This window comes from Morganella morganii H1r (assembly GCF_000633515.1).
Classification (GTDB): domain Bacteria; phylum Pseudomonadota; class Gammaproteobacteria; order Enterobacterales; family Enterobacteriaceae; genus Morganella; species Morganella morganii_B.
This window is the reverse complement of the sequence record NZ_AYMP01000031.1, coordinates 77,220-100,057: the sequence shown is the minus strand read 5'-3', so window position 1 is coordinate 100,057 and position 22,838 is coordinate 77,220. Positions and strand designations below refer to the sequence as shown.

General features: G+C 52.3%; 24 protein-coding genes. 20 read left to right on the top strand and 4 right to left on the bottom strand.

Annotated features, from left to right (window positions below; genetic code table 11):
* Nucleotides 1-294 precede the first annotated feature (294 nt).
* Complete coding sequence (gene dld, locus U868_RS0118065; RefSeq protein ID WP_025154527.1) at nucleotides 295-2,040, top strand: D-lactate dehydrogenase; 1,746 nt, start codon at nucleotides 295-297, stop codon at nucleotides 2,038-2,040.
* 94 nt (nucleotides 2,041-2,134) lie between these two features.
* Nucleotides 2,135-2,431: a hypothetical protein gene (locus U868_RS0118060; RefSeq protein WP_240182743.1), complete on the top strand. Its 297-nt coding sequence runs from the start codon at nucleotides 2,135-2,137 to the stop codon at nucleotides 2,429-2,431.
* A 39-nt stretch (nucleotides 2,432-2,470) separates the two neighbouring features.
* Here the strand turns inward: U868_RS0118060 and sbcB are convergent, their stop codons facing one another.
* Nucleotides 2,471-3,889 carry an exodeoxyribonuclease I gene (sbcB, locus tag U868_RS0118055; RefSeq protein WP_025154525.1) on the bottom strand — a complete coding sequence of 473 codons (1,419 nt, stop codon included), beginning with the start codon at nucleotides 3,887-3,889 and terminating at the stop codon, nucleotides 2,471-2,473.
* 277 nt (nucleotides 3,890-4,166) lie between these two features.
* Between sbcB and tmaR the strand changes: the two genes are divergently transcribed.
* Nucleotides 4,167-4,493, top strand: coding sequence for a PTS system regulator TmaR (tmaR, locus tag U868_RS0118050; RefSeq protein WP_025154524.1), 327 nt, complete (start codon nucleotides 4,167-4,169; stop codon nucleotides 4,491-4,493).
* Between the two features lie 110 nt (nucleotides 4,494-4,603).
* Here the strand turns inward: tmaR and rne are convergent, their stop codons facing one another.
* Nucleotides 4,604-7,738: a ribonuclease E gene (gene rne, locus U868_RS0118045; protein WP_025154523.1), complete on the bottom strand. Its 3,135-nt coding sequence runs from the start codon at nucleotides 7,736-7,738 to the stop codon at nucleotides 4,604-4,606.
* 534 nt (nucleotides 7,739-8,272) lie between these two features.
* Here rne and rluC point away from each other — a divergent pair.
* Nucleotides 8,273-9,232, top strand: a complete 960-nt coding sequence (gene rluC / locus U868_RS0118040) for a 23S rRNA pseudouridine(955/2504/2580) synthase RluC (protein WP_025154522.1) — start codon at nucleotides 8,273-8,275, stop codon at nucleotides 9,230-9,232.
* Between the two features lie 68 nt (nucleotides 9,233-9,300).
* On the opposite strand, the gene U868_RS0118035 is transcribed toward rluC, so the two are convergent.
* Both U868_RS0118035 and U868_RS0118030 read right to left on the bottom strand, forming a co-directional pair.
* Nucleotides 9,301-9,627 carry a hypothetical protein gene (locus tag U868_RS0118035; RefSeq protein WP_025154521.1) on the bottom strand — a complete coding sequence of 109 codons (327 nt, stop codon included), beginning with the start codon at nucleotides 9,625-9,627 and terminating at the stop codon, nucleotides 9,301-9,303.
* Nucleotides 9,628-9,664: 37 nt separating this feature from the next.
* Nucleotides 9,665-10,255 (bottom strand): Maf family protein, encoded by a 591-nt coding sequence (locus U868_RS0118030; protein WP_025154520.1) that lies wholly within the window; start codon nucleotides 10,253-10,255, stop codon nucleotides 9,665-9,667.
* A gap of 154 nt (nucleotides 10,256-10,409) precedes the next feature.
* Between U868_RS0118030 and yceD the strand changes: the two genes are divergently transcribed.
* The 16 genes from yceD (at nucleotide 10,410) to U868_RS0117955 (ending at nucleotide 22,829) form a co-directional block, all read left to right on the top strand.
* The gene (gene yceD / locus U868_RS0118025; protein ID WP_004238065.1) at nucleotides 10,410-10,934 is read left to right on the top strand and encodes a 23S rRNA accumulation protein YceD; all 525 of its coding nucleotides are present in this window, start codon (nucleotides 10,410-10,412) and stop codon (nucleotides 10,932-10,934) included.
* Nucleotides 10,935-10,946: 12 nt separating this feature from the next.
* Entirely contained in the window at nucleotides 10,947-11,117 is a 171-nt protein-coding gene (rpmF, locus tag U868_RS24725) for a 50S ribosomal protein L32 (RefSeq protein ID WP_004240653.1), read from the top strand.
* Between the two features lie 28 nt (nucleotides 11,118-11,145).
* A complete protein-coding gene (gene plsX / locus U868_RS0118020; RefSeq protein ID WP_025154519.1) occupies nucleotides 11,146-12,180 on the top strand; it encodes a phosphate acyltransferase PlsX in 1,035 nt (344 codons plus the stop codon).
* Nucleotides 12,181-12,185: 5 nt separating this feature from the next.
* Entirely contained in the window at nucleotides 12,186-13,139 is a 954-nt protein-coding gene (locus tag U868_RS0118015) for a beta-ketoacyl-ACP synthase III (protein WP_004238069.1), read from the top strand.
* A 19-nt stretch (nucleotides 13,140-13,158) separates the two neighbouring features.
* Entirely contained in the window at nucleotides 13,159-14,091 is a 933-nt protein-coding gene (gene fabD, locus U868_RS0118010) for an ACP S-malonyltransferase (protein WP_025154518.1), read from the top strand.
* Nucleotides 14,092-14,098: 7 nt separating this feature from the next.
* The gene (fabG, locus tag U868_RS0118005; RefSeq protein WP_004240650.1) at nucleotides 14,099-14,833 is read left to right on the top strand and encodes a 3-oxoacyl-ACP reductase FabG; all 735 of its coding nucleotides are present in this window, start codon (nucleotides 14,099-14,101) and stop codon (nucleotides 14,831-14,833) included.
* 155 nt (nucleotides 14,834-14,988) lie between these two features.
* Nucleotides 14,989-15,225: an acyl carrier protein gene (gene acpP, locus U868_RS0118000; RefSeq protein WP_004238075.1), complete on the top strand. Its 237-nt coding sequence runs from the start codon at nucleotides 14,989-14,991 to the stop codon at nucleotides 15,223-15,225.
* A gap of 69 nt (nucleotides 15,226-15,294) precedes the next feature.
* Complete coding sequence (gene fabF, locus U868_RS0117995; protein WP_025154517.1) at nucleotides 15,295-16,539, top strand: beta-ketoacyl-ACP synthase II; 1,245 nt, start codon at nucleotides 15,295-15,297, stop codon at nucleotides 16,537-16,539.
* A gap of 158 nt (nucleotides 16,540-16,697) precedes the next feature.
* Nucleotides 16,698-17,537, top strand: a complete 840-nt coding sequence (gene pabC, locus U868_RS0117990; RefSeq protein WP_025154516.1) for an aminodeoxychorismate lyase — start codon at nucleotides 16,698-16,700, stop codon at nucleotides 17,535-17,537.
* Nucleotides 17,538-17,557: 20 nt separating this feature from the next.
* Nucleotides 17,558-18,580, top strand: coding sequence for an endolytic transglycosylase MltG (gene mltG / locus U868_RS0117985; protein ID WP_025154515.1), 1,023 nt, complete (start codon nucleotides 17,558-17,560; stop codon nucleotides 18,578-18,580).
* Complete coding sequence (tmk, locus tag U868_RS0117980; protein ID WP_025154514.1) at nucleotides 18,577-19,215, top strand: dTMP kinase; 639 nt, start codon at nucleotides 18,577-18,579, stop codon at nucleotides 19,213-19,215. The genes mltG and tmk overlap by 4 nt, the downstream gene beginning before the upstream one ends.
* Complete coding sequence (gene holB / locus U868_RS0117975; protein ID WP_025154513.1) at nucleotides 19,215-20,213, top strand: DNA polymerase III subunit delta'; 999 nt, start codon at nucleotides 19,215-19,217, stop codon at nucleotides 20,211-20,213. The genes tmk and holB overlap by 1 nt, the downstream gene beginning before the upstream one ends.
* 10 nt (nucleotides 20,214-20,223) lie before the next feature.
* Nucleotides 20,224-21,003, top strand: a complete 780-nt coding sequence (locus tag U868_RS0117970; RefSeq protein ID WP_025154512.1) for a metal-dependent hydrolase — start codon at nucleotides 20,224-20,226, stop codon at nucleotides 21,001-21,003.
* Nucleotides 21,004-21,046: 43 nt separating this feature from the next.
* A complete protein-coding gene (gene hinT / locus U868_RS0117965; RefSeq protein ID WP_025154511.1) occupies nucleotides 21,047-21,397 on the top strand; it encodes a purine nucleoside phosphoramidase in 351 nt (116 codons plus the stop codon).
* A 21-nt stretch (nucleotides 21,398-21,418) separates the two neighbouring features.
* Nucleotides 21,419-21,997, top strand: coding sequence for a penicillin-binding protein activator LpoB (gene lpoB, locus U868_RS0117960; RefSeq protein WP_025154510.1), 579 nt, complete (start codon nucleotides 21,419-21,421; stop codon nucleotides 21,995-21,997).
* Nucleotides 21,987-22,829, top strand: a complete 843-nt coding sequence (locus tag U868_RS0117955) for a hypothetical protein (protein WP_025154509.1) — start codon at nucleotides 21,987-21,989, stop codon at nucleotides 22,827-22,829. The genes lpoB and U868_RS0117955 overlap by 11 nt, the downstream gene beginning before the upstream one ends.
* Nucleotides 22,830-22,838 lie beyond the last annotated feature (9 nt).

Here is a 22,838-nt window from a genome sequence, read left to right as displayed (position 1 = left end):
ACCACAACAAGGGAAGACCCTTAAATATACAGTGAAATTTAGGCGTGTAGTTGATGAATGTCAAGAGTACAATTGGCAGAGAGATATATATGCGTACAGAGGGCTTTGGTGCGCAATGGTGCATAACTTATTTGTACATAAAGTTGCTCATAAAGCTGCATTTTAATTTTATTTTTTATGCTAACAAATTGATTGTTAATAACTTATTGGCTTTTTGTTTTATTCGTATTATAAATAAAATAAGGGGCATAATGGTTATTTAGCGAACTATAAGTAACCTGAGCGGGGGAATGTATGATCAACAGTCAGCAACCTGACGGCGCACGTCTTATTCAGACACTGACAGACATTGTCAGCCACAAACACATTTTAACAGAACCGCGTAAGACGGAGCGCTACCGCAAGGGGTTCCGTTCCGGTGAAGGCAGCGCGCTGGCAGTGGTGTTCCCGGGTACACTGTATGAATTGTGGCAGGTGTTTAAAGCCGCTGTTGAGGCTGACAGAATTGTGATTATGCAGGCAGCCAATACCGGTCTGACGGAAGGCTCCACCCCGAGCGGGGATGATTATGACCGCGAAATTATTATTATCAGCACGCTGCGTCTGGATAAAATTCAGGTTCTGACAAAACAGCAGCAGGTGGTGGCACTGCCCGGCAGCACGCTGTGGCATCTGGAAAAAGTACTGAAACCGCTGGGCCGTGAGCCGCATTCCGTCATTGGTTCTTCCTGTATCGGGGCTTCCGTGGTCGGCGGTATTTGTAATAACTCCGGCGGTTCGCTGGTGCAGCGCGGTCCTGCTTATACCGAACTGGCGCTGTACGGCCGTGTTAATGCAGACGGCACCGCAGAACTGGTCAACCATCTGGGGATTGATTTGGGCTCCACCCCCGAAGAAATTCTGAATTGCCTGGAATACCGGCAGTATCAGGATGCGGATATTGAGGATACGGATAAGCCGGCTTCTGACCATGATTATCATCAGCGTATCCGTGATGTGGATGCGGATACCCCGTCCCGTTTCAACGCCGACGAACGCCGCCTGTTTGAAGCCTCCGGCTGTGCCGGTAAGCTGGTGGTGTTTGCTGTGCGCCTGGATACGTTCCCGTCTCAGGGTGAAAATAAAGTCTTCTACATCGGCACCAATACACCTTCTGTGCTGGAAGATATCCGCCGTCATATTCTCGCGGAGTTTGAGCATCTGCCGGTGGCCGGTGAATATATGCACCGCGAGTGTTATGACATCGCGAAAGTCTACGGTAAAGACAGCTTCCTGATGATTGATAAGCTCGGCACCGAAAAAATGCCGAAATTGTTCACCATCAAAGGGAGAATGGATGCTGTTTTCAATAAAATTCCGTTGCTGCCGAAAAACCTGATTGACCGCACGATGCAGTTATTCAGCCATTTGTGGCCGAATCATCTGCCGCGCCGGATGGAAGAGTACCGCGATAAATACGAGCATCACCTGATGCTGAAAATGGCCGGTGAGGGGATTGATGAAGCCCGCAACTGGCTGAGCCATTTCTTTGATAATGCAGAGGGCGCTTTCTTTGAGTGTGATGCCAAAGAGGGGGCAGATGCCTTCCTGCACCGCTTTGTGGCCGCCGGTGCCGCCATCCGTTATCATGCGGTTAACAGCAGTAAAGTAGAGGATATTCTTGCGCTGGATATTGCACTGCGCCGTAATGATCAGGCATGGCTGGAAGTCCTGCCGCCGGAAATTGAGAGCAAACTGGTGCATAAACTCTACTACGGACATTTTTTATGCCACGTTTTCCATCAGGACTATATTGTGAAGAAAGGTGTGGATCCGCATGCGCTGAAAGAGGCGATGCTGGAAATCCTGAACACGCGCGGGGCGGAATATCCGGCAGAGCATAATGTCGGTCATTTGTATAAAGCCAAACCACAGCTGAAAGCCTTCTATAAAGCCACCGACCCGACCAATACCCTGAATCCGGGGCTGGGTAAAACCAGTAAATTAAAATACTGGGGTGAAGGACATGAAGGGTGCAGTTGCAGTCAGCATCAGAAGTGATCTTTCAGAGGTACAGAAAATCAGTATAAACCATGAATGTTAATAAGGGATTAAATTCATTATAATCAGCTTTTCTTTCTGATTACTGATGATTATGTTTAAAAGACTCAAAAATGCCTTCGGCAAAGCGGTTCAGGTCAAGTGCCATAAAGCAGAGGTTCTGCATAACCTCAGCACCGATGAGCGGGCGCTGATTGTCTATATCCTGAATGCCCGTGATGAAAATGTCAGTATCGGCATCAAGCACAGCAGTGCGGATTCGCTGATCACCAAAGGGGTGCTGAAAGAACTGGGACGGGATACTGAGAGCCGCACGCGGATGGTTTCTGTTTGTCCGAAGTACAGGGAATCCCTGTGCCGGGTGTTTTATACCGTTAATAAAGCGGGGTAATTTTACCGCCGGGAGTGTTGCTCCCGGCGGTCTGTCTGCTTACTCTGCCAGGTGCTGCGCGTACTGCACCAGCTTTTTCAGCAATTCTGTCTTGTTTGCATCATGCTGATATTCCTGCATCATTTCACCAATCTGTCCGAAATAACGGGTTAAATTATCCTGACTGAACACCTCACGGCGATGGGCAAGCCAGCGCTGCTGCTCATGTTCGTCCAGTGTGCCGGGGAAATTCCGGGCGCGGTAGCGGAACAGTAATTCCGGCAGACGGGCATCCTGATAACTCAGTTCCAGTGCAGGCAGATTTTTCGGATCTGTTTCGCGGATAATGGTCATGGCCGCTTTATCTGATTCACTGAAAAAGCCCTGGTAAATCATGCGATCGACATCATTCTGTACCGGGAATTCACGCGGCTGAGCAAAAACCGCCACCACTTTCTCGCGGATCTCCGGATGCTGATGCAGCAACTCTGCATTACGGGCACACCGGTCTTTATCCAATCCGATACGCTGTGCATCCTGCGGGCGCAGGGTATTTTCCGGTGCCAGGATCGGGCATTTATTGATATGCACCAGTTTGAGCGGTACCGGGGAAGCGCCTTCCGGCAGATCATCACGGCGGGTGTACAGGTGTTCGCGCAGGGTATCCGCATCCAGCGTCAGCAGCGGGGTCAGATCACCGGCGAGATCACACATAATCACAGCATTGCGGTTATCCGGATGCCATGCCAGCGGTGCCACCAGGCTGGTATTGGCACGGATCGCCCCGAACATGCCGGAGACATGTACCAGCGGTTTCATGGCGGGAATATCAATCAGTGCCGCGAGTTTGCGCTTATCGCGCAGGCTGAAGAAATAATCGAACAGACGCGGTTGTGCGCCGCGCAGCTGTTTTGCCATGGCAATGGTGGCATACACATCCGCCATCGCATCGTGGGCGTTTTCATGGGCGATACCGTTGGCGGCGGTCAGATGCTCCAGCTTAAAGCTCGGCAGTCCTTCGTCATTCTCCGGCCAGTTTGTACCGTCCGGACGCAGCGCATAACAGGCGCGGGTGATATCGATCAGATCCCAGCGGGAATTGCGGTTCATCCAGCTGTAGGCATACGGGTCGTAAAAATTCCGGTAGAAAATATTACGGGTGACTTCATCATCAAAACGAATGCTGTTATAGCCGAGAATACAGGTGTCCGGCTGTGTAAAGGTGTCATGAATCAGCCTGGCAAATTGCGCCTCATTAACGCCTTTCTGCAACGCTTCCTGCGGCGTAATGCCGGTTATCATCACTGCGGCGGGCTGCGGCAGATAATCATCCGCCGGGGCGCAGTAGGCGATCACCGGGTCGGCGATAATATTGAATTCGCTGTCCGTGCGGACACCGGCAAACTGCGCCGGGCGGTCACCGGCAGGATCCTGCCCGAAGGTTTCGTAATCGTGAAAGAAAAATTGTGCTGAAGACACCGTATGGCCCGTTTTCTGATAAAGGATGGGCTACAGGGTAACAAATCGCGGACAAAATACCAATTTCGCCGGTGAATGTTCCGGAGACAGGGACTGCCGGGGCTCAGCAGAAAATAACGGGATTTTGTGCGGAATTTGCATCTGCTGAAACAATTCCGCTCAGAAATACGCTACACTGAAGAAAACCGCAGAAAACCGGCAGAATTGCTTGTCGGCAGTCATGGTTAACCTGTATTGTTTAATGAATCACATTTCAGATATGACTAAGGGTAGAATAATGGACAACACAACCAAGCCTTCCTTTCACAATGTCCTGGAGTTCGTTCGTATGTTTCGCCGTAAAAACAAAATACTGCGTGAAATAACTGACAACGAAAAGAAAATTCGTGATAACCAGAAACGTGTACTTCTGCTTGATAACCTGAGTGATTACATCAAGCCGGGTATGTCCATTGAAGATATCCAGGCCATCATTGCCAATATGCGCAGTGACTATGAAGATCGTGTGGATGAGTACATTATCAAGAATGCGGATCTGTCAAAAGAGCGCCGCGAAATCTCCAGAGAACTCAAGGCAATGGGCGATATCAAAGATATCAAGTAATCGCATAACCTGAACAGCAGAAACCGTGAATTGAATATTCACGGTTTTTTTATCTTTTGTCATAAAAAAATGGCTCCCGGGGGAGCCATTTTCAGTTCAGTGCGGATTAATCAGAGCAGGGTTTTTGACGGCTCTGATGCTGCATGGTTAGTGGCAGCATGACCACCTGCACCGTGCAGCGCATAGGCTTCACGGGCTTCGCGCTGATATTCGGTGATAACAAAAGCGTCGCCGGTGGTTGCCGGAGCAGGGGCTTTGGTCATCGGTGAATAAGCATGGCGACCGGCCACAACGACGGTTGTTTCAGTAACCGTTGCCGCAGCCGGTGCGGTAACAGGCTCTGCCACAACAACCGGTTCAGGCTCTGCAATCACTTCCGGTTCTGCAACAACAACCGGTACAACAGGTTCTGTGACAGCAACAGGCTCATCAGCGATAACGTTAGCAGTTTCCTGTACAGGCTCTTCTGCCGGTACAGATTCAGTGACAGTATCCGCAACAGGTGTTTCTTCCGGCGCCGTGGTCTGAGGTGCTTCAGACGCGACAGTCAGAGAGAACTGTTCTGCCGCAACAGAGGTTTCTGCCGCTTCAGTCATCACCTGAGCAACAACGCCGGTTTCTGTAATTACAGCGGTTGTTTCGGTGATTTCCGGTGTCTCAGCTGCAATTTCCTGTTCTGCCTGTGCAGCAGGTGTTACAACCGGATACTGGATCCACACTTTACCGGAAGCCAGTTCAGGCGAGAACACAGCCATTTCCAGCGGAACCGGAGACTGCGTCAGCTGACGGTCTTCACGGTAACGGCGGCGGCGCTGACCACTTACCCGCAGATGACGCGGTGAACGGCGTGAGCGGCGCGGCAGGATGTTGTCGCTGTGTGCTTCATCACCATTGCTTTCAGCCGCTGCCGGTACCCCGGTATCCGCAGTAACGGCCGCAGGGGCATCATCAATAACAACCGGAACCGGTGCTGCAACAGCCGGTTTAGTCTGCGTTTCACCATCAGTGACACGGACAGAGCCGTTCAGCTGGCGGCGGGTACGGCGCTGACGAACCGGCGCCGGTGCATCATCATCTTCCGTATTGCCGTCACTGTTCAGGGCATCCTGCTCGTCCTGCTGGGCGCGCAGTTTTTTCGCATCCTGCTGGGCACGTTTTTCGTCCTGACGGCGGCGCTGACGCTCTGCACGCTGTTCACGGCGTAACTGCTGCTGTGCTTCGCGGGCGGCCAGTTCTTCCGGTGTCAGATCTTCGTTCGGTGTATTCTGATTACGGCCTTTACGCGGCTCATTCACAGCATCGCGATCGCGTTTGTTGCGCGATTCGTTATCACTGCGTTCACTGCGCTCAGGACGGTCAGTACGCTCGGTACGTTCACCGTTACGATCATTACGGTCGCGGCGGTTACGGCGTTGTTTGTTACGATCATTCCCGCCGCGGCGGTTGTTATCGTTAGTCTGTTTTTTCTCTTTCTGTTCAGTTTCTTCCGGTACAGCAGGTGCGGAGCCGAACAATTTTTTGATGAAACGGCTGAAGAAACCACCTTCAGAAGCCGCAGGTGCCTGTTTGTCCTGACGGTTATCGCGTTTGCTTTCCGGTTTGCGGGTTGCGGCAGTCTGTGCCGGTACCGGTGCATCGGATGTGATAGCAAAGGCATTGATAGCCGGTTGTTCCGGCGCACGGCGTTCCTGAGTTTCCTCTTCTTCACCGGCAGCGGATTCCGCTTCGTATTTCTCCGGCAGGCGGTAGCTCAGGGTACCGATTTCATCACCTTTACGGACACGGACCACACGGAAGTGCGGGGTTTCCATCTGGTTGTTCGGCACGATGATGACGCTGACACCGGCCTGGCGTGCTTCAATCGCACTGACCGCCCGGCGTTTTTCATTCAGCAGATAAGAGGCGACCGGCACCGGTACAATCGCATGTACCTGATGGGTGTTTTCTTTCAGCGCTTCTTCTTCAATCAGACGCAGAATGGAGAGCGCCAGTGATTCGTTATCACGCACAGTCCCGGTCCCGCTGCATCGCGGACACACATGGTGGCTTGATTCACCCAGTGACGGGCTCAGACGCTGACGGGACATCTCCAGCAGACCAAAGCGGGAAATGCGGCCAATCTGGATACGGGCGCGATCCTGACGGACGGCTTCGCGCATGCGGTTTTCCACTTCGCGCTGATGACGGACCGGGGTCATATCGATAAAGTCGATAACAATCAGGCCGCCGAGGTCACGCAGGCGCAGCTGACGGGCGATTTCATCCGCCGCTTCCAGGTTGGTGTTAAAAGCGGTTTCTTCGATATCACCGCCGCGCGTTGAGCGGGAGGAGTTGATATCGATAGCGGTCAGTGCTTCGGTGGTGTCGATAACAATCGCACCGCCGGACGGCAGGCGGACTTCACGCTGGAAAGCGGATTCAATCTGCGATTCGATCTGATAATGACTGAACAGCGGCACTTCGCCCTGATACAGTTTGATTTTGCTGGCAAAGTCGGCACGACCGATAGCGGTGATGTGCTTGCGTGCCAGTTCCAGAATTTTCGGGTTATCGATGAGAATTTCACCGATGTCCGGGCGCAGGTAATCACGGAACGCACGGACGATAACATTACTTTCCTGATGGATCAGGAACGGAGCAGGGCGGCCTTCAGCAACTTTTTTGATGGCTTCCCAGTGCTTGATACGGTACTCGAGATCCCAGCGCAGGGCATCGGCTGATTTACCCACACCGGCGGTGCGGACAATCAGACCCATACCCTCCGGGATATCCAGCGCGGACAGGGCTTCTTTCAGCTCGGTGCGGTCATCCCCTTCGATACGGCGGGAAATCCCCCCGGCACGCGGGTTATTCGGCATCAGAACCAGATAGCTGCCGGCCAGGCTGATAAAGGTGGTGAGTGCCGCGCCTTTATTACCGCGCTCTTCTTTATCCACCTGTACAATGACTTCCTGACCTTCTCTCAGGACATCTTTGATATTCGGGCGGCCGGAGGCGTGGTAATTAGCGGGGAAATACTCGCGGGCAATTTCTTTGACGGGAAGGAAACCGTGACGTTCTGCGCCATAGTCAACAAAAGCAGCTTCTAAACTCGGTTCAATACGGGTGATTTTCCCTTTATAGATGTTTGCTTTTTTTTGTTCGTGACCGGGGCTTTCGATATCCAGATCATACAAGCGCTGCCCGTCAACAAGGGCAACACGCAACTCTTCCTGCTGAGTTGCGTTGATTAACATTCTTTTCATTATAAGTTACTCAATTTTTTTCATTTAGTTAGTGCGCTGCGGGCAATTTCGTTGCTACCGGAACCGATGACCTCGTGGCTTTTACCGCACCGTCAGCCTCCCGGCTGTCGATCGTATAGAGGTGCAAATTGTGTCGGTGAGGTTCAGTCTTGTCTGAATCCCCGTTGCCGGCTGAAAATCACGTTTATACGCGATACCGGCCCGGTAAGCTGCAACCCGCAGCCCGCTGATTATCTGACCGGAAATAACGTCTTACGCCATTGCTGCGTTGTCATCGGTCAGACAAAGATAAAATATCTGTTTTGCCAAAATCGGCGCATGCATTATTCCATTGCCGGTGTGGTTATAGCAAGGTGACATTGCATGTTTCGGTGAAATTTGTGCAGAAATTTGTTAATGACGTTAATCCTTGGTCTTTTTCCGGAAAAAATGGGAAAATAGCCGCGTAAAACATTGATGCACATTTGCCGCCTGTTTCACCGGGAAAATATCCCGGTTTACGGAGCAACGGTTCAGAGGATAGCCCCCCGTTTCATGAAAACTGATAATCAGACAGTTCAATTTGTTGTTGTGTCCGGCGATGAAGCCGGCCAGCGTATTGATAATTTCCTGCTCGCGCGCCTCAAAGGGGTGCCGAAGAGCATGATTTACCGCATCATCCGTAAAGGGGAAGTGCGTGTCAATAAAGGCCGGATTAAGCCGGAATACAAAATCGCGGACGGGGACAGCATCCGTATCCCGCCGGTGCGTGTGGCTGAGAAAAATGATGCCCCGGTGTCGGCGAAACTGGATAAAGTGTCTGCACTCGCAAAGTGCGTATTGTATGAAGATGATCATATTCTGGTGATTAATAAACCGGCGGGTACAGCGGTACACGGCGGCAGCGGTCTGAGTTTCGGGGTGATTGAGGCAATGCGCGCGCTGCGCCCGGAGGCACGTTTCCTGGAGCTGGTACACCGGCTTGACCGCGATACCTCCGGCATTTTATTGATCGCCAAAAAACGTTCCGCGCTGCGGGCGCTGCATGAGCAACTGCGCCTGAAACAGATGCAGAAAGATTATCTGGCACTGGTGCGGGGCCAGTGGCAGTCTTCGGTAAAAGTGGTGCAGGCACCACTGCTGAAAAATATTCTCCAGAGCGGCGAGCGCGTGGTGAAAGTCAGTCCGGAAGGCAAATCGTCGGAAACACGGTTTAAAGTAGAGGAACGGTTTGAGGCGGCCACGCTGGTCAAAGCCAGTCCGGTCACCGGCCGTACACATCAGATCCGTGTTCACACGCTGCATGCGGGCCATCCTATCGCGTTTGATAACCGTTACGGTGATGCGCAGTTTGATGCTCAGCTGAAAGGGACGGGGCTTAACCGGCTGTTTTTACATGCGGCGGCACTTGCCTTTACCCATCCGTCCACCGGTGAGGCAATGCGCCTTCAGGCACCGTTAGATGAAAAACTGCGCCATTGCCTGACGGTACTGCGGTCGAAACAGGCAAAATAAGCAGAGAACAGAAATAAAGAACCCGCGCAGAACGCGGGTTTTTGCTTAATACAGAGGGTATTCTGCGGTTACTTCGTCTGCACACCGATAATCTTTGTGGTGCAGCTCTGTGCAATCTCACCGATCGCCTGAGAGTCCTGCTCTGTCAGTTTCTGACCTTTGCGGACCAGATCATCCAGTTTTGCCAGCCCGTCTTTACCGAATTTCGCCAGTGAGTTGTCATACACACACTCACAGACCGCCGGGACTTTACTGCGGTTCTCCGGGTTTTTCAGATTGGTCACAGCGCCTTTTGTACAGTCGGTAACAAAAGTTGTCTTATCCGCCAGTGACGGGGCAGCCAGACCGGCAGCACTGAACAGCAGCGTTGCGGCAGCGATCATTTTCAGCTTCATGTCAGTTCCTCAGAATCATCGGATGCCCCGGAGCGTGTCAGCGGGGGATCCGCAGTGGGTTGTATCCGGCCTGAATCAGTAATTCTGTCAGTCGGATCAGCGGTAAACCTATCAGTGTATTAGGGTCATCTCCCTGCAGTTTTTTAAATAAGGCGATTCCTAAACCTTCAGATTTAAAGCTTCCGGCACACTGATAGGGCATTTCCGCCAGCAGATAGGCCCGGATTTCGTCATCATCCAGTGTACGGAAATGCACACAGTAAGGTTCACATATCGTGTGATCTTCTCCGGTGGCACTGTTGTACAGGCTCAGCCCGGTATAAAAGGTGATGCACTGACCGGAGGCTTTGCGCAATTGTGCAAAGGCCGCGTCATAATGATGCGGTTTGCCGGTAATTTCCCCGTCCAGCACACAAACCTGATCAGAGCCGATAATCAGGCTGTCAGGGTACTGCTGCGTTAATGAACGGGCTTTTTCGCGCGCTAGGCGCATCACCAGCGACAGCGCGTCTTCTGCCGGATGCGGGGTTTCATCTGTCCCCGGGGCGGCGGATACAAACGGGATGCCGAGTTTTTCCAGCAACGCTTTGCGGTACAGGGAGGTGGAAGCGAGAACCAGTGAGATCATAAATATTCCGAAAGTCGTGGTAAAAAGAATAAACTCATTCTAAACTATGCGCCGCTTATTGAGTGTATTTTTAGCGGGAAGGCTGGTTACCGCCCTCTTTGCTGTCTATATTTTCTTTGACTATATCGTCTTACGAATATAAGATGCGCGCCTTATGCAAAAGATAAAATTACCTCTGACTATTGATGCAAAGCGCGCCGCGCAGAAGCGTCTGGATTACCGGGGGTGCTATGCACCTGAGCAGGTTACGCGGTTAGCCGAATCGGTAGTCAGTGTGGACAGCGATGTTGATGTTGATTTGACGTTTGAAATCGATCCGCAGCGTCTGACAGTCATTAAGGGAACAGCAGAAACTGATGTTTCACTTGAGTGTCAGCGGTGTGGTAATATCTTCCCGCTTCATGTCCGCGCAACGTATTGTTTCAGCCCGGTTGTCAGCGATGAACAGGCTGAGGCATTACCGGAAGAGTATGAGCCAATTGACGTAAATGATTTTGGTGAGACAGATTTACTGGCAATGATTGAAGATGAATTAATTCTTTCTCTGCCTGTGGTTCCGGTACATGATTCTGAACACTGTGAAGTGTCCGACGCGGTGAAAGTCTTTGGTGAGCTTCCTCCGGAAGCAGAAAAACCAAATCCGTTTGCCGCATTAGCCAGTTTAAAGAAAAGTACTTAAGGAGTAAGGTCAATGGCCGTACAACAAAATAAACCAACTCGTTCCAAACGTGGTATGCGTCGCTCTCATGACGCACTGTCAGCAACTCTGGTTTCTGTTGACAAAACCTCTGGTGAAACTCATCTGCGCCACCATGTGACCGCTGATGGTTACTACCGTGGTCGTAAGGTAATCAACAAGTAATCTGCTGCTTTTTAAGCACGTTGATATCTTGACTAATCTAACCATCGCGTTAGATGCCATGGGTGGGGATATCGGCCCCCATGTCACAGTGCCTGCCTCGCTGCAGGCACTGGCATCTAATCCAAAGCTCACCCTGTTGCTGGTCGGGCACCCTGATTCCATTTCTCCTCTGCTTGCAAACCAGAATGCTGAGCTGCTCAGTCGTCTGCGGGTGATCCCTGCCTATGAGACGATTGCCGGTGATGCCAAACCTTCTCAGGCTATCCGCCAGAGTAAAGGCACATCCATGCGTATCGCGCTGGAACTGGTGAAAGAAGGGGAGGCACAGGCGTGCGTCAGTGCCGGAAACACCGGGGCGCTGATGGGGCTGGCGAAACTGATGCTGAAATCCATTGACGGCATCGAGCGTCCTGCACTGATGACCGTGGTGCCGAATCAGAAGAAAGGCAAAACGGTGCTGCTTGATCTGGGTGCAAATGCGGAGTGCAGCAGTGAGATGCTGGTGCAGTTTGCTATTATGGGCGCGGTGATGGCAGAAGATGTGGCCGGGATCCCGCATCCGCGTGTGGCATTACTGAACATCGGTGAAGAAGAAACCAAGGGACTCGACAATATCCGCGAAGCAGCCACGGTGCTGAAATCGATACCGGGCATCAATTATATCGGCTATGCAGAAGGTAACGAGCTGCTGACCGGTAAAACCGATGTGCTGGTCTGTGACGGCTTCGCGGGTAATGTTACCCTGAAAACCATGGAAGGGGTGATTCGTGTGATCCTTTCTATGTTTAAATCACAAAATGAAGGCAAATCTTCATCCCTGCTGTACAAACTGGTGAAGAAAGTGGTGACAAAATGGCTGAATAAACGCTTCAGTCACCTGAACCCCGACCAGTATAACGGTGCTTCTCTGTTAGGATTACGCGGCATTGTGATTAAAAGTCACGGTGCGGCGAATGTAAGTGCATTCAACGCTGCCATAACGCAGGCGGTTCAGACTGTTGAAAAGCAGGTGCCTGAACGAATCGCAACCCGCCTCGCTATGGTATTACCCAAGAGTAACTAACTAATATGTATACAAAAATTTTAGGAACCGGGAGCTATCTTCCTGCACAAATCCGCACAAATGCTGATCTGGAAAAAATGGTCGACACAACCGATGAGTGGATTGTTACTCGTACGGGTATCCGTGAGCGCCGTCTGGCCGGTGATGATGAAACCGTTGTTACGATGGGACACCAGGCAGCACTGAACGCACTGGATATGGCGGGTATTCCTGCCGGTGATATCGATCTGATCGTTGTGGGTACCACTTCTTCCACGCACGGTTTCCCGAGCGCAGCCTGTGAAATCCAGAAACTGCTGGGCATTGACAGCTGCATCTCCTTTGATGTGGCGGCGGCGTGTGCCGGTTTCAGCTATGCTATCAGTGTGGTGGATCAGTTCATTAAAACCGGTATGGCGAAAAAAGCCCTGGTGATCGGTTCGGATGTGCTGGCGAAAACGCTGGATCCGGCAGATCGCGGTACGGTTATCCTGTTTGGTGACGGCGCAGGTGCCTTTGTGGTTGAAGCCTCAGAAGAGCCGGGCATTCTCTCCACGCATTTACATGCGGACGGTCGTTACGGCGATCTGCTGACATTACCGAATAAAGATCGCAAAGACAGCGAAAAACCGGCGTACCTGACAATGGCAGGTAACGAGGTGTTTCGTGTGGCGGTCCGCGAATTAGCCAACGTCGTTGAAGAAGCGCTGGTGGCGAACAATATTGATAAATCAGAACTCGACTGGCTGGTGCCGCATCAGGCAAACCTGCGCATTATCAGTGCCACAGCAAAAAAATTAAATATGGGCATGGATAAAGTGGTGGTAACCCTGGATCGTCACGGTAATACCTCTGCGGCCTCTGTACCGACGGCCTTCGACGAAGCGGTTCGTGACGGGCGCATCAAACGCGGTCAGCTGATTCTGATTGAAGCCTTCGGCGGTGGTTTTGCCTGGGGTTCTGCATTAATTCGTTTTTAATTTTTCAGGAAGCTAAATCATGTCTGCATATGCAATGGTATTTCCGGGGCAGGGTTCTCAGTCAGTCGGTATGCTGGCGGATCTCGCGGCAAATTTTCCGGTCGTTGAGGCAACCTTTGCCGAAGCATCCGCTGAACTGGGCTACGATTTATGGGCACTCGTTCAGAACGGGCCGGAAGAGGAACTGAATAAAACCTGGCAGACTCAGCCTGCACTGCTGGCGGCCTCTGTGGCCATCTGGCGTGTCTGGCAGGAAAAAAACGGCGCCATGCCTGCCATGATGGCAGGTCACAGCCTGGGGGAATACTCCGCGCTGGTGTGTGCCGGTGTGATGGATTTTAAAGAAGCCATCAAACTGGTGGAATTACGCGGCCGCCTGATGCAGGAAGCCGTTCCGGCCGGTACCGGGGCAATGTATGCCATCATCGGTCTGGACAATGATGCTATCGCCAAAGCCTGTGAAGAGGCTGCTCAGGGGCAGGTCGTATCACCGGTTAACTTTAACTCGCCGGGCCAGGTGGTTATCGCCGGTGAGAAAGACGCGGTTGAGCGTGCCGGGGCATTATGTAAGGAAGCCGGGGCAAAACGTGCGCTGCCGTTGTCGGTCAGTGTGCCGTCACATTGTGCATTAATGAAGCCGGCTGCTGATAAATTAGCCGTTGCGCTAAAAAATATCACATTTAATACACCAATCTTTTCTGTTGTGAACAATGTTGATGTTAAGATAGAGACTTCCGCCGATGCAATTCGTGATGCATTAGTCCGTCAGCTTTATAATCCGGTACGCTGGACCGAAACTGTTGAGTTTATGGCCGCGCAGGGTGTTGAAGATCTGCTGGAAGCAGGGCCGGGCAAAGTACTGACCGGGCTGACTAAGCGTATTGTGAAAACATTAACATCATCTGCTGTCAATGATATGGCATCATTGGAAACAGCACTTGAAAATCGCTGAGGTTGAGATGAGCTTTGAAGGCAAAATTGCCCTTGTCACCGGTGCGAGCCGCGGAATCGGCCGTGCAATTGCTGAAAAATTAGCAGCACGCGGTGCAACTGTCATTGGTACTGCAACCAGCGAAAGCGGTGCGGCAGCTATCAGTGAATACTTGGGCGCAAAGGGTAAAGGCCTTGCGCTGAACGTGACCGACAGCGCATCCATTGACCATGTATTAGAAAATATTCGCGCTGAGTTTGGCGAAATTGATATTTTGGTTAATAATGCAGGTATCACACGTGACAACTTACTGATGCGTATGAAAGACGATGAGTGGCAGGATATCCTCGACACGAATCTTTCATCTGTATTCCGTCTGTCCAAAGCGGTTATGCGCGCCATGATGAAAAAGCGTTGCGGGCGCATCATCACCATCGGTTCTGTGGTCGGAACGATGGGGAATGCCGGACAGGCTAACTATGCGGCGGCGAAAGCGGGGCTGATTGGTTTCAGTAAATCACTCGCCCGTGAAGTCGCGTCGCGCGGTATCACCGTCAACGTCGTTGCCCCGGGTTTTATCGAAACCGATATGACTCGCGCATTGACAGACGACCAGCGTGCAGGCATTTTATCTCAGGTTCCTGCTAACCGTTTGGGTGATGCTGAAGAGATTGCCAGTGCTGTAGCCTTCTTAGCTTCTGATGAAGCGGCTTACATCACAGGCGAGACATTGCATGTCAATGGTGGCATGTACATGATTTAATGTTTGAGCTGACCATTTGCCGTTTTTGTGTAAACACACGCAAAAGTGAGTATTTATATGGTTAGACCAGCCGGGATTGGGTTGCATCTTTTCCTGTATTTTATAAACTACGAAAACCATCGCATATAGCGAGTTTTGATAGGAAATTTAATAGTATGAGCGCTATCGAAGAACGTGTTAAGAAAATCATCGTTGAACAACTGGGTGTTAAAGAGGAAGAAGTAAAAAACGAAGCTTCATTCGTTGATGACTTAGGCGCTGATTCTCTTGACACAGTTGAGCTGGTGATGGCTCTGGAAGAAGAGTTCGACATCGAAATCCCAGACGAAGAAGCAGAAAAAATCACAACTGTACAGGCTGCTATTGACTACGTTGAGAACGCAGGCAAGTAAGCATCCCTCATGTCCAGGCGGTCATCCGACCGCCTTGTTTCTTTTATTTTCCCCCCCCGGAGGATAAGCGTGTCTGAGCGTCGTGTAGTCGTGACCGGACTTGGCATGTTATCTCCTGTCGGTAATACAGTCGATTCATCCTGGAAAGCTGTGTGTGCCGGGCAGAGTGGTATCAGCCTGATTGAGCATTTTGACACCTCTAACCATGCGACCAAATTCGCAGGTATGGTAAAAGATTTCAATCACGAAGATTTTAATATTTCGCGCAAAGATGCCCGGAAGATGGATCTCTTCATTCAATACGGTATTGCAGCCGGTATCCAGGCAATTGCGGATTCCGGAATTGAAGTAACAGAAGCCAATGCAACCCGCATCGGAGCTGCGATTGGTTCTGGTATTGGTGGTCTCGGACTGATTGAAGAAAACTGCAGCTCTCTGGCTGCCGGCGGCCCGCGTAAAGTGAGTCCGTTCTTTGTTCCCTCAACTATCATCAATATGGTTGCCGGACACCTGAGTATTATGTACGGCCTGCGCGGACCAAGCATTTCTATTGCCACTGCCTGTACATCCGGCGTGCATAATATTGGTCATGCTGCCCGGATCATCGCTTACGGTGATGCGGATGTGATGGTTGCCGGTGGTACTGAAAAAGCCAGCACACCATTAGGTGTTGCCGGGTTCGGTGCTGCGCGTGCCTTATCCACCAATAATGACAATCCTCAGGGCGCAAGCCGTCCGTGGGATAAAGATCGTGACGGGTTTGTGCTGGGTGACGGCGCCGGTATGCTGGTGCTGGAAGAGTACGAACACGCGAAAAACCGCGGTGCAAAAATCTACGCGGAGCTGGTCGGTTTCGGGATGAGCAGCGATGCTTATCACATGACATCACCACCGGAAAACGGTGACGGTGCCGCACTGGCCATGGCAAACGCGATTCAGGATGCAGGCATTCCTGCTGACAGCATCGGTTATATCAATGCTCACGGTACATCCACCTCTGCAGGTGATGTGGCGGAAGCAAAAGCCGTTGAAACGGTATTTGGTGAAGGAACAAACGTTCTGGTCAGTTCCACCAAATCCATGACCGGTCACCTGCTGGGTGCCGCCGGTGCAGTGGAGTCCATTTTTACCATTCTGGCACTGCGTGATCAGATTATACCGCCGACCATCAACCTGGATAATCAGGATGAAGCGGTCTGCAAACTCGACTTTGTACCGGGCAAAGCCCGCAAAGTGGAAGGTATGGAATACGCACTCTGTAACTCTTTCGGCTTCGGCGGCACCAACGGTTCCCTGATTTTCCGTAAGATCTGAGTTTGTTTTCCGGAGAAAAGCGCCTGACGGCGCTTTTTTTTTATCTGATGCCCGGTGTTATCGTGCTTTTGCACAAAAATCACAGCTGTACTATTATACAGGTCTGTCCGCATACTGAATGACGGTTAAATAACAACCGTTAAAACAATGAGTTGGCTATGACACAACAGACGCATTACTGGGTCAATGGTGTAGCGCAGCACACCATTGCGATTTCTGATCGCAGTGTGCAGTTTGGTGACGGTTGTTTTACCACGATGCGCATTGTCAACAGCAAACCATCTCTGCTGTCACGCCACCTGCACCGGATCCGCAGCGGTTGTGCCGGGCTGGGGCTGACGCCGCCGGATGATGCACTGCTGATTCAGTGGATAATGCAGGCCGCAGACGGCAGCACCGATGCTGTACTGAAAGTGATTATTTCTGCCGGTGAGCAGGGGCGCGGTTACCTGCGTGCGGATGTACCGCCGGTAGTGATCCTGATCCGCTCCGCATATCCGGAAAGCTATCCGGCATTGCAGGATCGCGGGTTATCGGTGGTGAAAAGCCCGGTACCGTTGTCCGTCAATCCGTATCTGGCGGGTATCAAACACCTGAACCGGCTGGAGCAGGTGCTGATCCGCCGTTATACGGCAGAACAGCAGGCCGATGAAGCCATTGTCTGTGATACTGACGGCCTTCTGACCGAAGGATGCAGTGCCAATTTGTTCTGGCGCTGCGGTGATGACGTATTTACCCCGTCACTGAGCAAATGCGGCGTGGCCGGTGTGATGCGCGCGCACATCATGGATGTGCTGAAAGGCAGCCGTTACCGCTGTTATGAAACCGAACGTTTTCCGCAGGTGCTGGCAAAAGCGGATGAAGTGATTATGTGCAACGCGCTGATGCCGGTGATGCCGGTCAATGAGATCCGTGCGGATGACCGTCATCACTGGCATTATACCTCCCGCTCACTCTTTACCTGGCTTTTGCCGCATTGTCCGGCAGCAATACCCTGATTGAACAGAGTTAATGACTGATGAAAAAAACACGGATTTTCCTTGTGACATTTTTGGTGCTGCTTGCGGTTGCGGGCGGCGTGGCGTACTGGCTTTATCATCAGGTGAACGCATTTTCCGGGCAAAAAATTTCTGTCACTGAAGAGACCATTTTCACCATTCCGCCGGGGACCGGTCGTGTGGCGCTGGAGAAAAAACTGGCGGAAAGCGGGATTATCCCGGAATCACACAATTATGACTGGCTGCTGCAACTGGAGCCGGAACTGGCAAAAATCAAGGCCGGTACTTACCGCCTGACGCCGGATATGACGGTCAAAAGCATGCTGCAACTGTTTGTCAGCGGTAAAGAGGCGCAATTCAGTATCCGTTTTGTGGAAGGCAGTAAATTAGCGGACTGGCAGAAGATTCTGTCAGAAGCGCCTTACATGAAACAGACCCTCGCGGATTTACCGGCGGATAAACTGACGGAAATGCTCGGCCTGCCTGCAGGGAGTCATCTGGAAGGGCGTTTTTATCCGGATACTTACCTTTATACCGCCGGAATGGAAGATACTCAAATCCTGAAACGGGCGCATCAGCAGATGGAAACCAAACTCGCGGCGGCATGGAAAACCCGTAATACCGACTTACCTTATGCCGACCCGTATGAAATGCTGATCATGGCCTCGCTGATTGAAAAAGAGACCGGCGTGGACGGCGAACGCAAAAAAGTGGCCTCGGTCTTTATGAACAGGCTGAAACTGAAAATGCGCCTGCAAACCGACCCGACCGTGATTTACGGCATGGGTGAGCGTTATCAGGGCACGATTTACCGCAGCGACCTGACGCGGGCAACACCGTATAATACCTATCAGATTGACGGCATGCCGCCGACCCCTATCGCCATGCCGGGCAGTGCCTCGCTGGAAGCGGCAGCCAGACCGGACACCACCGGATACCTTTACTTTGTCGTAGACGGCAAAGGCGGACATGTATTTACCACGAATTTACGGGATCACAACCGGGCGGTTGCGGATTACCGTAACGGATTAAAAAAACAATGACAGGCAAATTTATTGTAATTGAAGGACTTGAAGGTGCCGGGAAAACCACGGCACGTCAGGTGATTGTTGATACACTGCGCGAAAACGGCATCACAGATCTGATCTATACCCGCGAACCGGGCGGCACGCCGCTGGCAGAAAGACTGCGTACCCTGATTAAGGACGGGATCGACGGCGAAACGGTTACCGATAAAGCGGAAGTACTGATGTTATACGCTGCCCGTATTCAGCTGGTCGATAATGTTATCAAACCGGCACTGGCGCGCGGACAATGGGTGATCGGCGATCGCCATGATCTCTCCTCGCAGGCCTATCAGGGCGGCGGACGCGGTATCGATCGCCAACTGATGGAGTCACTGCGTGATACCGTACTGGGGGATTTTTATCCTGATTTTACCCTGTATCTCGACCTGCCGCCGGAAACCGGCCTGGCGCGTGCCCGCAGCCGGGGCGAACTGGACAGAATCGAACAGGAATCACTGGATTTCTTCCGCCGCACCCGATCCCGTTATCTGGAGCTGGCAGAGTCCGATCCGCGCATTGTGACCATTGATGCTTCGCAATCAATGGATAATGTTCATCAATCAATCCGCTCTGCCATACTGAACTGGCTGGCACAGCAGAAAGAGGCGTAATGAACTGGTATCCGTGGCTTAATCCTGTTTACCGTCAGCTGGCAACCGCATGGTTGTCCGGTCAGGGACACCATGCTCTGCTGCTGTACGGCATATCCGGTACCGGCACCGACGAGCTGGCTTATGCCCTGACGCGGCTGCGGATGTGTCAGCAGCCGCAGGGCATCAAAAGCTGCGGGGAGTGCCACAGCTGTAAGCTGATGCTGGCAGGCACCCATCCGGATTTTTATCTGTTGCAGCCGGAAAAAGGCAAATCCGCCATCGGGATTGATGCGGTGCGGGCCGTGACAGAAAAGTTGTACGAGCACGCCCAGCAAGGGGGGGCCAAACTGGTGCATATTCCGCAGGCGGAACTGCTGACCGAAGCGGCTGCCAACGCCTTGCTGAAAACCCTGGAAGAGCCGACAGAGAATACCTGGTTTGTGTTACAAAGCCGGGGGGCGGAACAGTTGCTGCCGACACTGCGCAGCCGTTGTTTTGCTTATCATCTGGCTCCGCCGTCAGCGGATACCGGTGTACAGTGGTTACAGCGCGAGCATCCGCAGTCTGATGCGGTGTCGCGGCAGACTGCGCTGAATCTTTGTCACAATGCCCCGGCGGCGGCATTGTCACTGCTGACCACCGCTGACTGGCAGAATCGCCTGAACCTGTTTACGCAACTGGCAGCGTCCGTACGCAGCGGAGACTTTTTATCGCTGTTATCTGAACTGAATCATCAGGATGCGGAAAAACGCATCAGCTGGCTGACGACTCTGTTTATGGATGCGGTAAAATATCAGCAGAATATGGCACCTGCCTGTCTGAATCAGGATCAGTCTGCTCTTGTTGCACAACTGGCAACGCATTACAGCAGCGCACACTTACTGAATACAGCGGAAAGCTGGCTGACCTGCCGCCACCGGCTGATGACCATCACCGGTGTGAATCAGGAACTGCTGCTGACAGAACAATTGTTACACCAGGAAACCCTGTTTTCTGCATCACCTAATTTAAAATAATGAGTTAATTATGTTTTTAGTCGATTCTCACTGCCACCTCGATTGCCTGGATTATGAAAACAAGCATGAAAGTGTGGACGATGTTATGCAAAAGGCCGCGCAGCGTGATGTGAAATACGCGCTGGCGGTGGCGACCACCCTGCCGGGTTACACAAAAATGCGTGAGCTGATTGGTGAGCGCCCGGATGTGGCCTTTTCCTGCGGTATTCATCCGCTGAATCTGGATGAACCGTATGATTTCACTCAGCTGCGCGAAATGGCAGCAGATAAACGGGTGGTGGCACTCGGCGAAACCGGGCTGGATTACTACTACCAGAAAGAAAATGCCGCGCTTCAGCGTGATGTTTTCCGCGGGCATATCCGTATCGGACGTGAGCTGAATAAACCGGTGATTGTCCACACCCGCGATGCCCGTGAAGATACCCTGGCGATTATCCGTGAAGAGCAGGCCGGGGAGTGCGGCGGCGTGTTACACTGCTTTACCGAAGACAAAGAGACGGCCTCAGCGCTGCTGGATGAAGGTTTTTATATCTCCTTTTCCGGCATTGTGACTTTCCGCAATGCAGAGCAGATCCGCGAAGCCGCCCGTATCGTACCGCTGGATCGCATTCTGGTGGAAACCGACTCGCCGTATCTGGCCCCGGTACCGTTCCGCGGTAAAGAGAACCAGCCCGCGTATGTGCGTGATGTGGCGGAGTATATGGCAGTATTAAAAGGGGTGAGCGTTGAGGCGCTTGCTGAGATCACCACTGACAATTTCTGCCGTCTGTTTCAGGTGTCTGTCCGGTAAATCCGTACACATCTGTCAGGCTGATTAATTACAGGAGCAGGTTATGGCCGAAGAAACTATTTTCAGTAAAATTATTCGTCGTGAAATTCCGTCTGATATCGTCTATCAGGATGACAGCGTGACGGCGTTCCGGGATATTTCCCCGCAGGCGCCGACACATATTCTGATTATTCCCAATCACCTTATTCCTACCGTGAATGATGTCACACCGGAAGATGAACAGGTTCTGGGTCATATGATCACGGTTGCGGCTAAAATCGCACAGCAGGAAGGTATTGCGGATGACGGTTACCGCCTGATCATAAACTGTAACAGTCACGGCGGACAGGAAGTGTTCCATATTCATATGCATCTGGTCGGCGGCCATCATCTGGGGCCGATGCTGGCGAAATAACCGGCGGACAGGAGAACAGTGATGAAACGTCTTTTATGTGTGATAGCGTCAGTCTGGCTGCTGGCCGGGTGTCCTTCAACGGCACCGGTAACACCACCGGTACCGGTGGGCTCCGTAACTCCGCCGACGGATACCACACCGCCGCCGCTGCCGCCGGATACGGTGCCGGTTCCGCCGAAAATGAAAAAAATCGAGTGGGAACAGAGTATTACACCACTGGTTAATCAGATGGTTCACAGCGATGGTGTGAATCAGGGCAGCACGCTGCTGGTGAATAAAGTCGGTAATAAAACCAACAGCAGTCTGCAAACCAGCGTTGCGACCGGCGCGCTGATGAATACCATCGGAAAAACCGGGGTACTGAATGTGATCCCGGCCGGTACGGTCAGCAGTGCTATGTCGGTGCTGGGCATGGGCGACAACGACACACTGACCCTGCGCAGTAAAGCGATTGGTCTGGCGCGTTATCTGAATGCCGACTATGTGCTGTACAGTGTGGTGACCGGTACCCGTGAGGCCCGTCAGATGGAGATGCAGCTGATGTCTGTCAGCAGCGGTGAAATCATCTGGTCCGGTAAGGGCGCGGTGCTTGAGCAGTAACCGCGCGTTACTGTTATGCCTCGCTGAACACTTTCCCGCACTGCCTGCCGGCGGCTGGACAATCCGTCCGCTGCACGGGCTGACGCGGGAAAGTGTCAGTATTGAACAAAAAGGTGTGTCTCTGATTGGCAGAGCACAGACCGTGCACAGTGCGGATATCGGTGTCAGCCGTCAGAAAGAGGCGCGGATCCTGCACCGTCTGCGTGACAGCGGCCTTGCCCCGCGCGTGGCCGGGTTCAGCCATGGCTGGCTGCTTTTGTACCGGGTGGAGGGGGAAACACTGCCGCCGGAACAGATACAGCAACCGGGCTTTATCCCGCAGCTGGCGGCGCTGGTCAGCAATCTGCATAACCAGCCGCTTACCGGGTATCGTCTGCCGCTCAAAGCGCAGGCAGATCGCCATTTTCACCTGACCGACAAACGCCGCCGTACCCCGCAGCTGTTGCGTATCCACCGTCACTTTATGCGTGAAGCCGAGCCTCAGCCGCTGAAACTGGCGCCTGCACATATGGATATCCACCCCGGTAATATCGTGACGGCAGCGGGGGAGCTGCATCTGATTGACTGGGAATATGCCGCTGACACGGATATCGGTCTGTCTCTCGCCACACTTTTTCGTGCCAATCACTGGTCATTGACGTTAATTCACACTTTTCTGCGTTATTATTCTGCTTATCACTGTCCGCAGCGCGTACTGGCGCAGACCTGCCGCTGGCAGGCACGGGCAGATTATATGATGGTTATGTGGTTTGAGAGCCGCTGGGGACAAACCGGCGACCCGCAGTTTCTGCAATACCCGGCCGTGCTGAAAGCCGCCGCCGGGCTCAGGTAAATATAACGA

Excerpts from the sequence above, each read along its gene's own strand:
- dld (WP_025154527.1), top strand. The coding sequence starts at position 295 with ATGATCAACAGTCAGCAACCTGACGGCGCACGTCTTATTCAGACACTG.
- U868_RS0118060 (WP_240182743.1), top strand. The coding sequence starts at position 2,135 with ATGTTTAAAAGACTCAAAAATGCCTTCGGCAAAGCGGTTCAGGTCAAG.
- tmaR (WP_025154524.1), top strand. The coding sequence starts at position 4,167 with ATGGACAACACAACCAAGCCTTCCTTTCACAATGTCCTGGAGTTCGTT.
- rne (WP_025154523.1), bottom strand. The coding sequence starts at position 7,738 with ATGAAAAGAATGTTAATCAACGCAACTCAGCAGGAAGAGTTGCGTGTT.
- rluC (WP_025154522.1), top strand. The coding sequence starts at position 8,273 with ATGAAAACTGATAATCAGACAGTTCAATTTGTTGTTGTGTCCGGCGAT.
- U868_RS0118035 (WP_025154521.1), bottom strand. The coding sequence starts at position 9,627 with ATGAAGCTGAAAATGATCGCTGCCGCAACGCTGCTGTTCAGTGCTGCC.
- U868_RS0118030 (WP_025154520.1), bottom strand. The coding sequence starts at position 10,255 with ATGATCTCACTGGTTCTCGCTTCCACCTCCCTGTACCGCAAAGCGTTG.
- yceD (WP_004238065.1), top strand. The coding sequence starts at position 10,410 with ATGCAAAAGATAAAATTACCTCTGACTATTGATGCAAAGCGCGCCGCG.
- rpmF (WP_004240653.1), top strand. The coding sequence starts at position 10,947 with ATGGCCGTACAACAAAATAAACCAACTCGTTCCAAACGTGGTATGCGT.
- U868_RS0118015 (WP_004238069.1), top strand. The coding sequence starts at position 12,186 with ATGTATACAAAAATTTTAGGAACCGGGAGCTATCTTCCTGCACAAATC.
- fabD (WP_025154518.1), top strand. The coding sequence starts at position 13,159 with ATGTCTGCATATGCAATGGTATTTCCGGGGCAGGGTTCTCAGTCAGTC.
- fabG (WP_004240650.1), top strand. The coding sequence starts at position 14,099 with ATGAGCTTTGAAGGCAAAATTGCCCTTGTCACCGGTGCGAGCCGCGGA.
- acpP (WP_004238075.1), top strand. The coding sequence starts at position 14,989 with ATGAGCGCTATCGAAGAACGTGTTAAGAAAATCATCGTTGAACAACTG.
- pabC (WP_025154516.1), top strand. The coding sequence starts at position 16,698 with ATGACACAACAGACGCATTACTGGGTCAATGGTGTAGCGCAGCACACC.
- mltG (WP_025154515.1), top strand. The coding sequence starts at position 17,558 with ATGAAAAAAACACGGATTTTCCTTGTGACATTTTTGGTGCTGCTTGCG.
- tmk (WP_025154514.1), top strand. The coding sequence starts at position 18,577 with ATGACAGGCAAATTTATTGTAATTGAAGGACTTGAAGGTGCCGGGAAA.
- holB (WP_025154513.1), top strand. The coding sequence starts at position 19,215 with ATGAACTGGTATCCGTGGCTTAATCCTGTTTACCGTCAGCTGGCAACC.
- U868_RS0117970 (WP_025154512.1), top strand. The coding sequence starts at position 20,224 with ATGTTTTTAGTCGATTCTCACTGCCACCTCGATTGCCTGGATTATGAA.
- hinT (WP_025154511.1), top strand. The coding sequence starts at position 21,047 with ATGGCCGAAGAAACTATTTTCAGTAAAATTATTCGTCGTGAAATTCCG.
- lpoB (WP_025154510.1), top strand. The coding sequence starts at position 21,419 with ATGAAACGTCTTTTATGTGTGATAGCGTCAGTCTGGCTGCTGGCCGGG.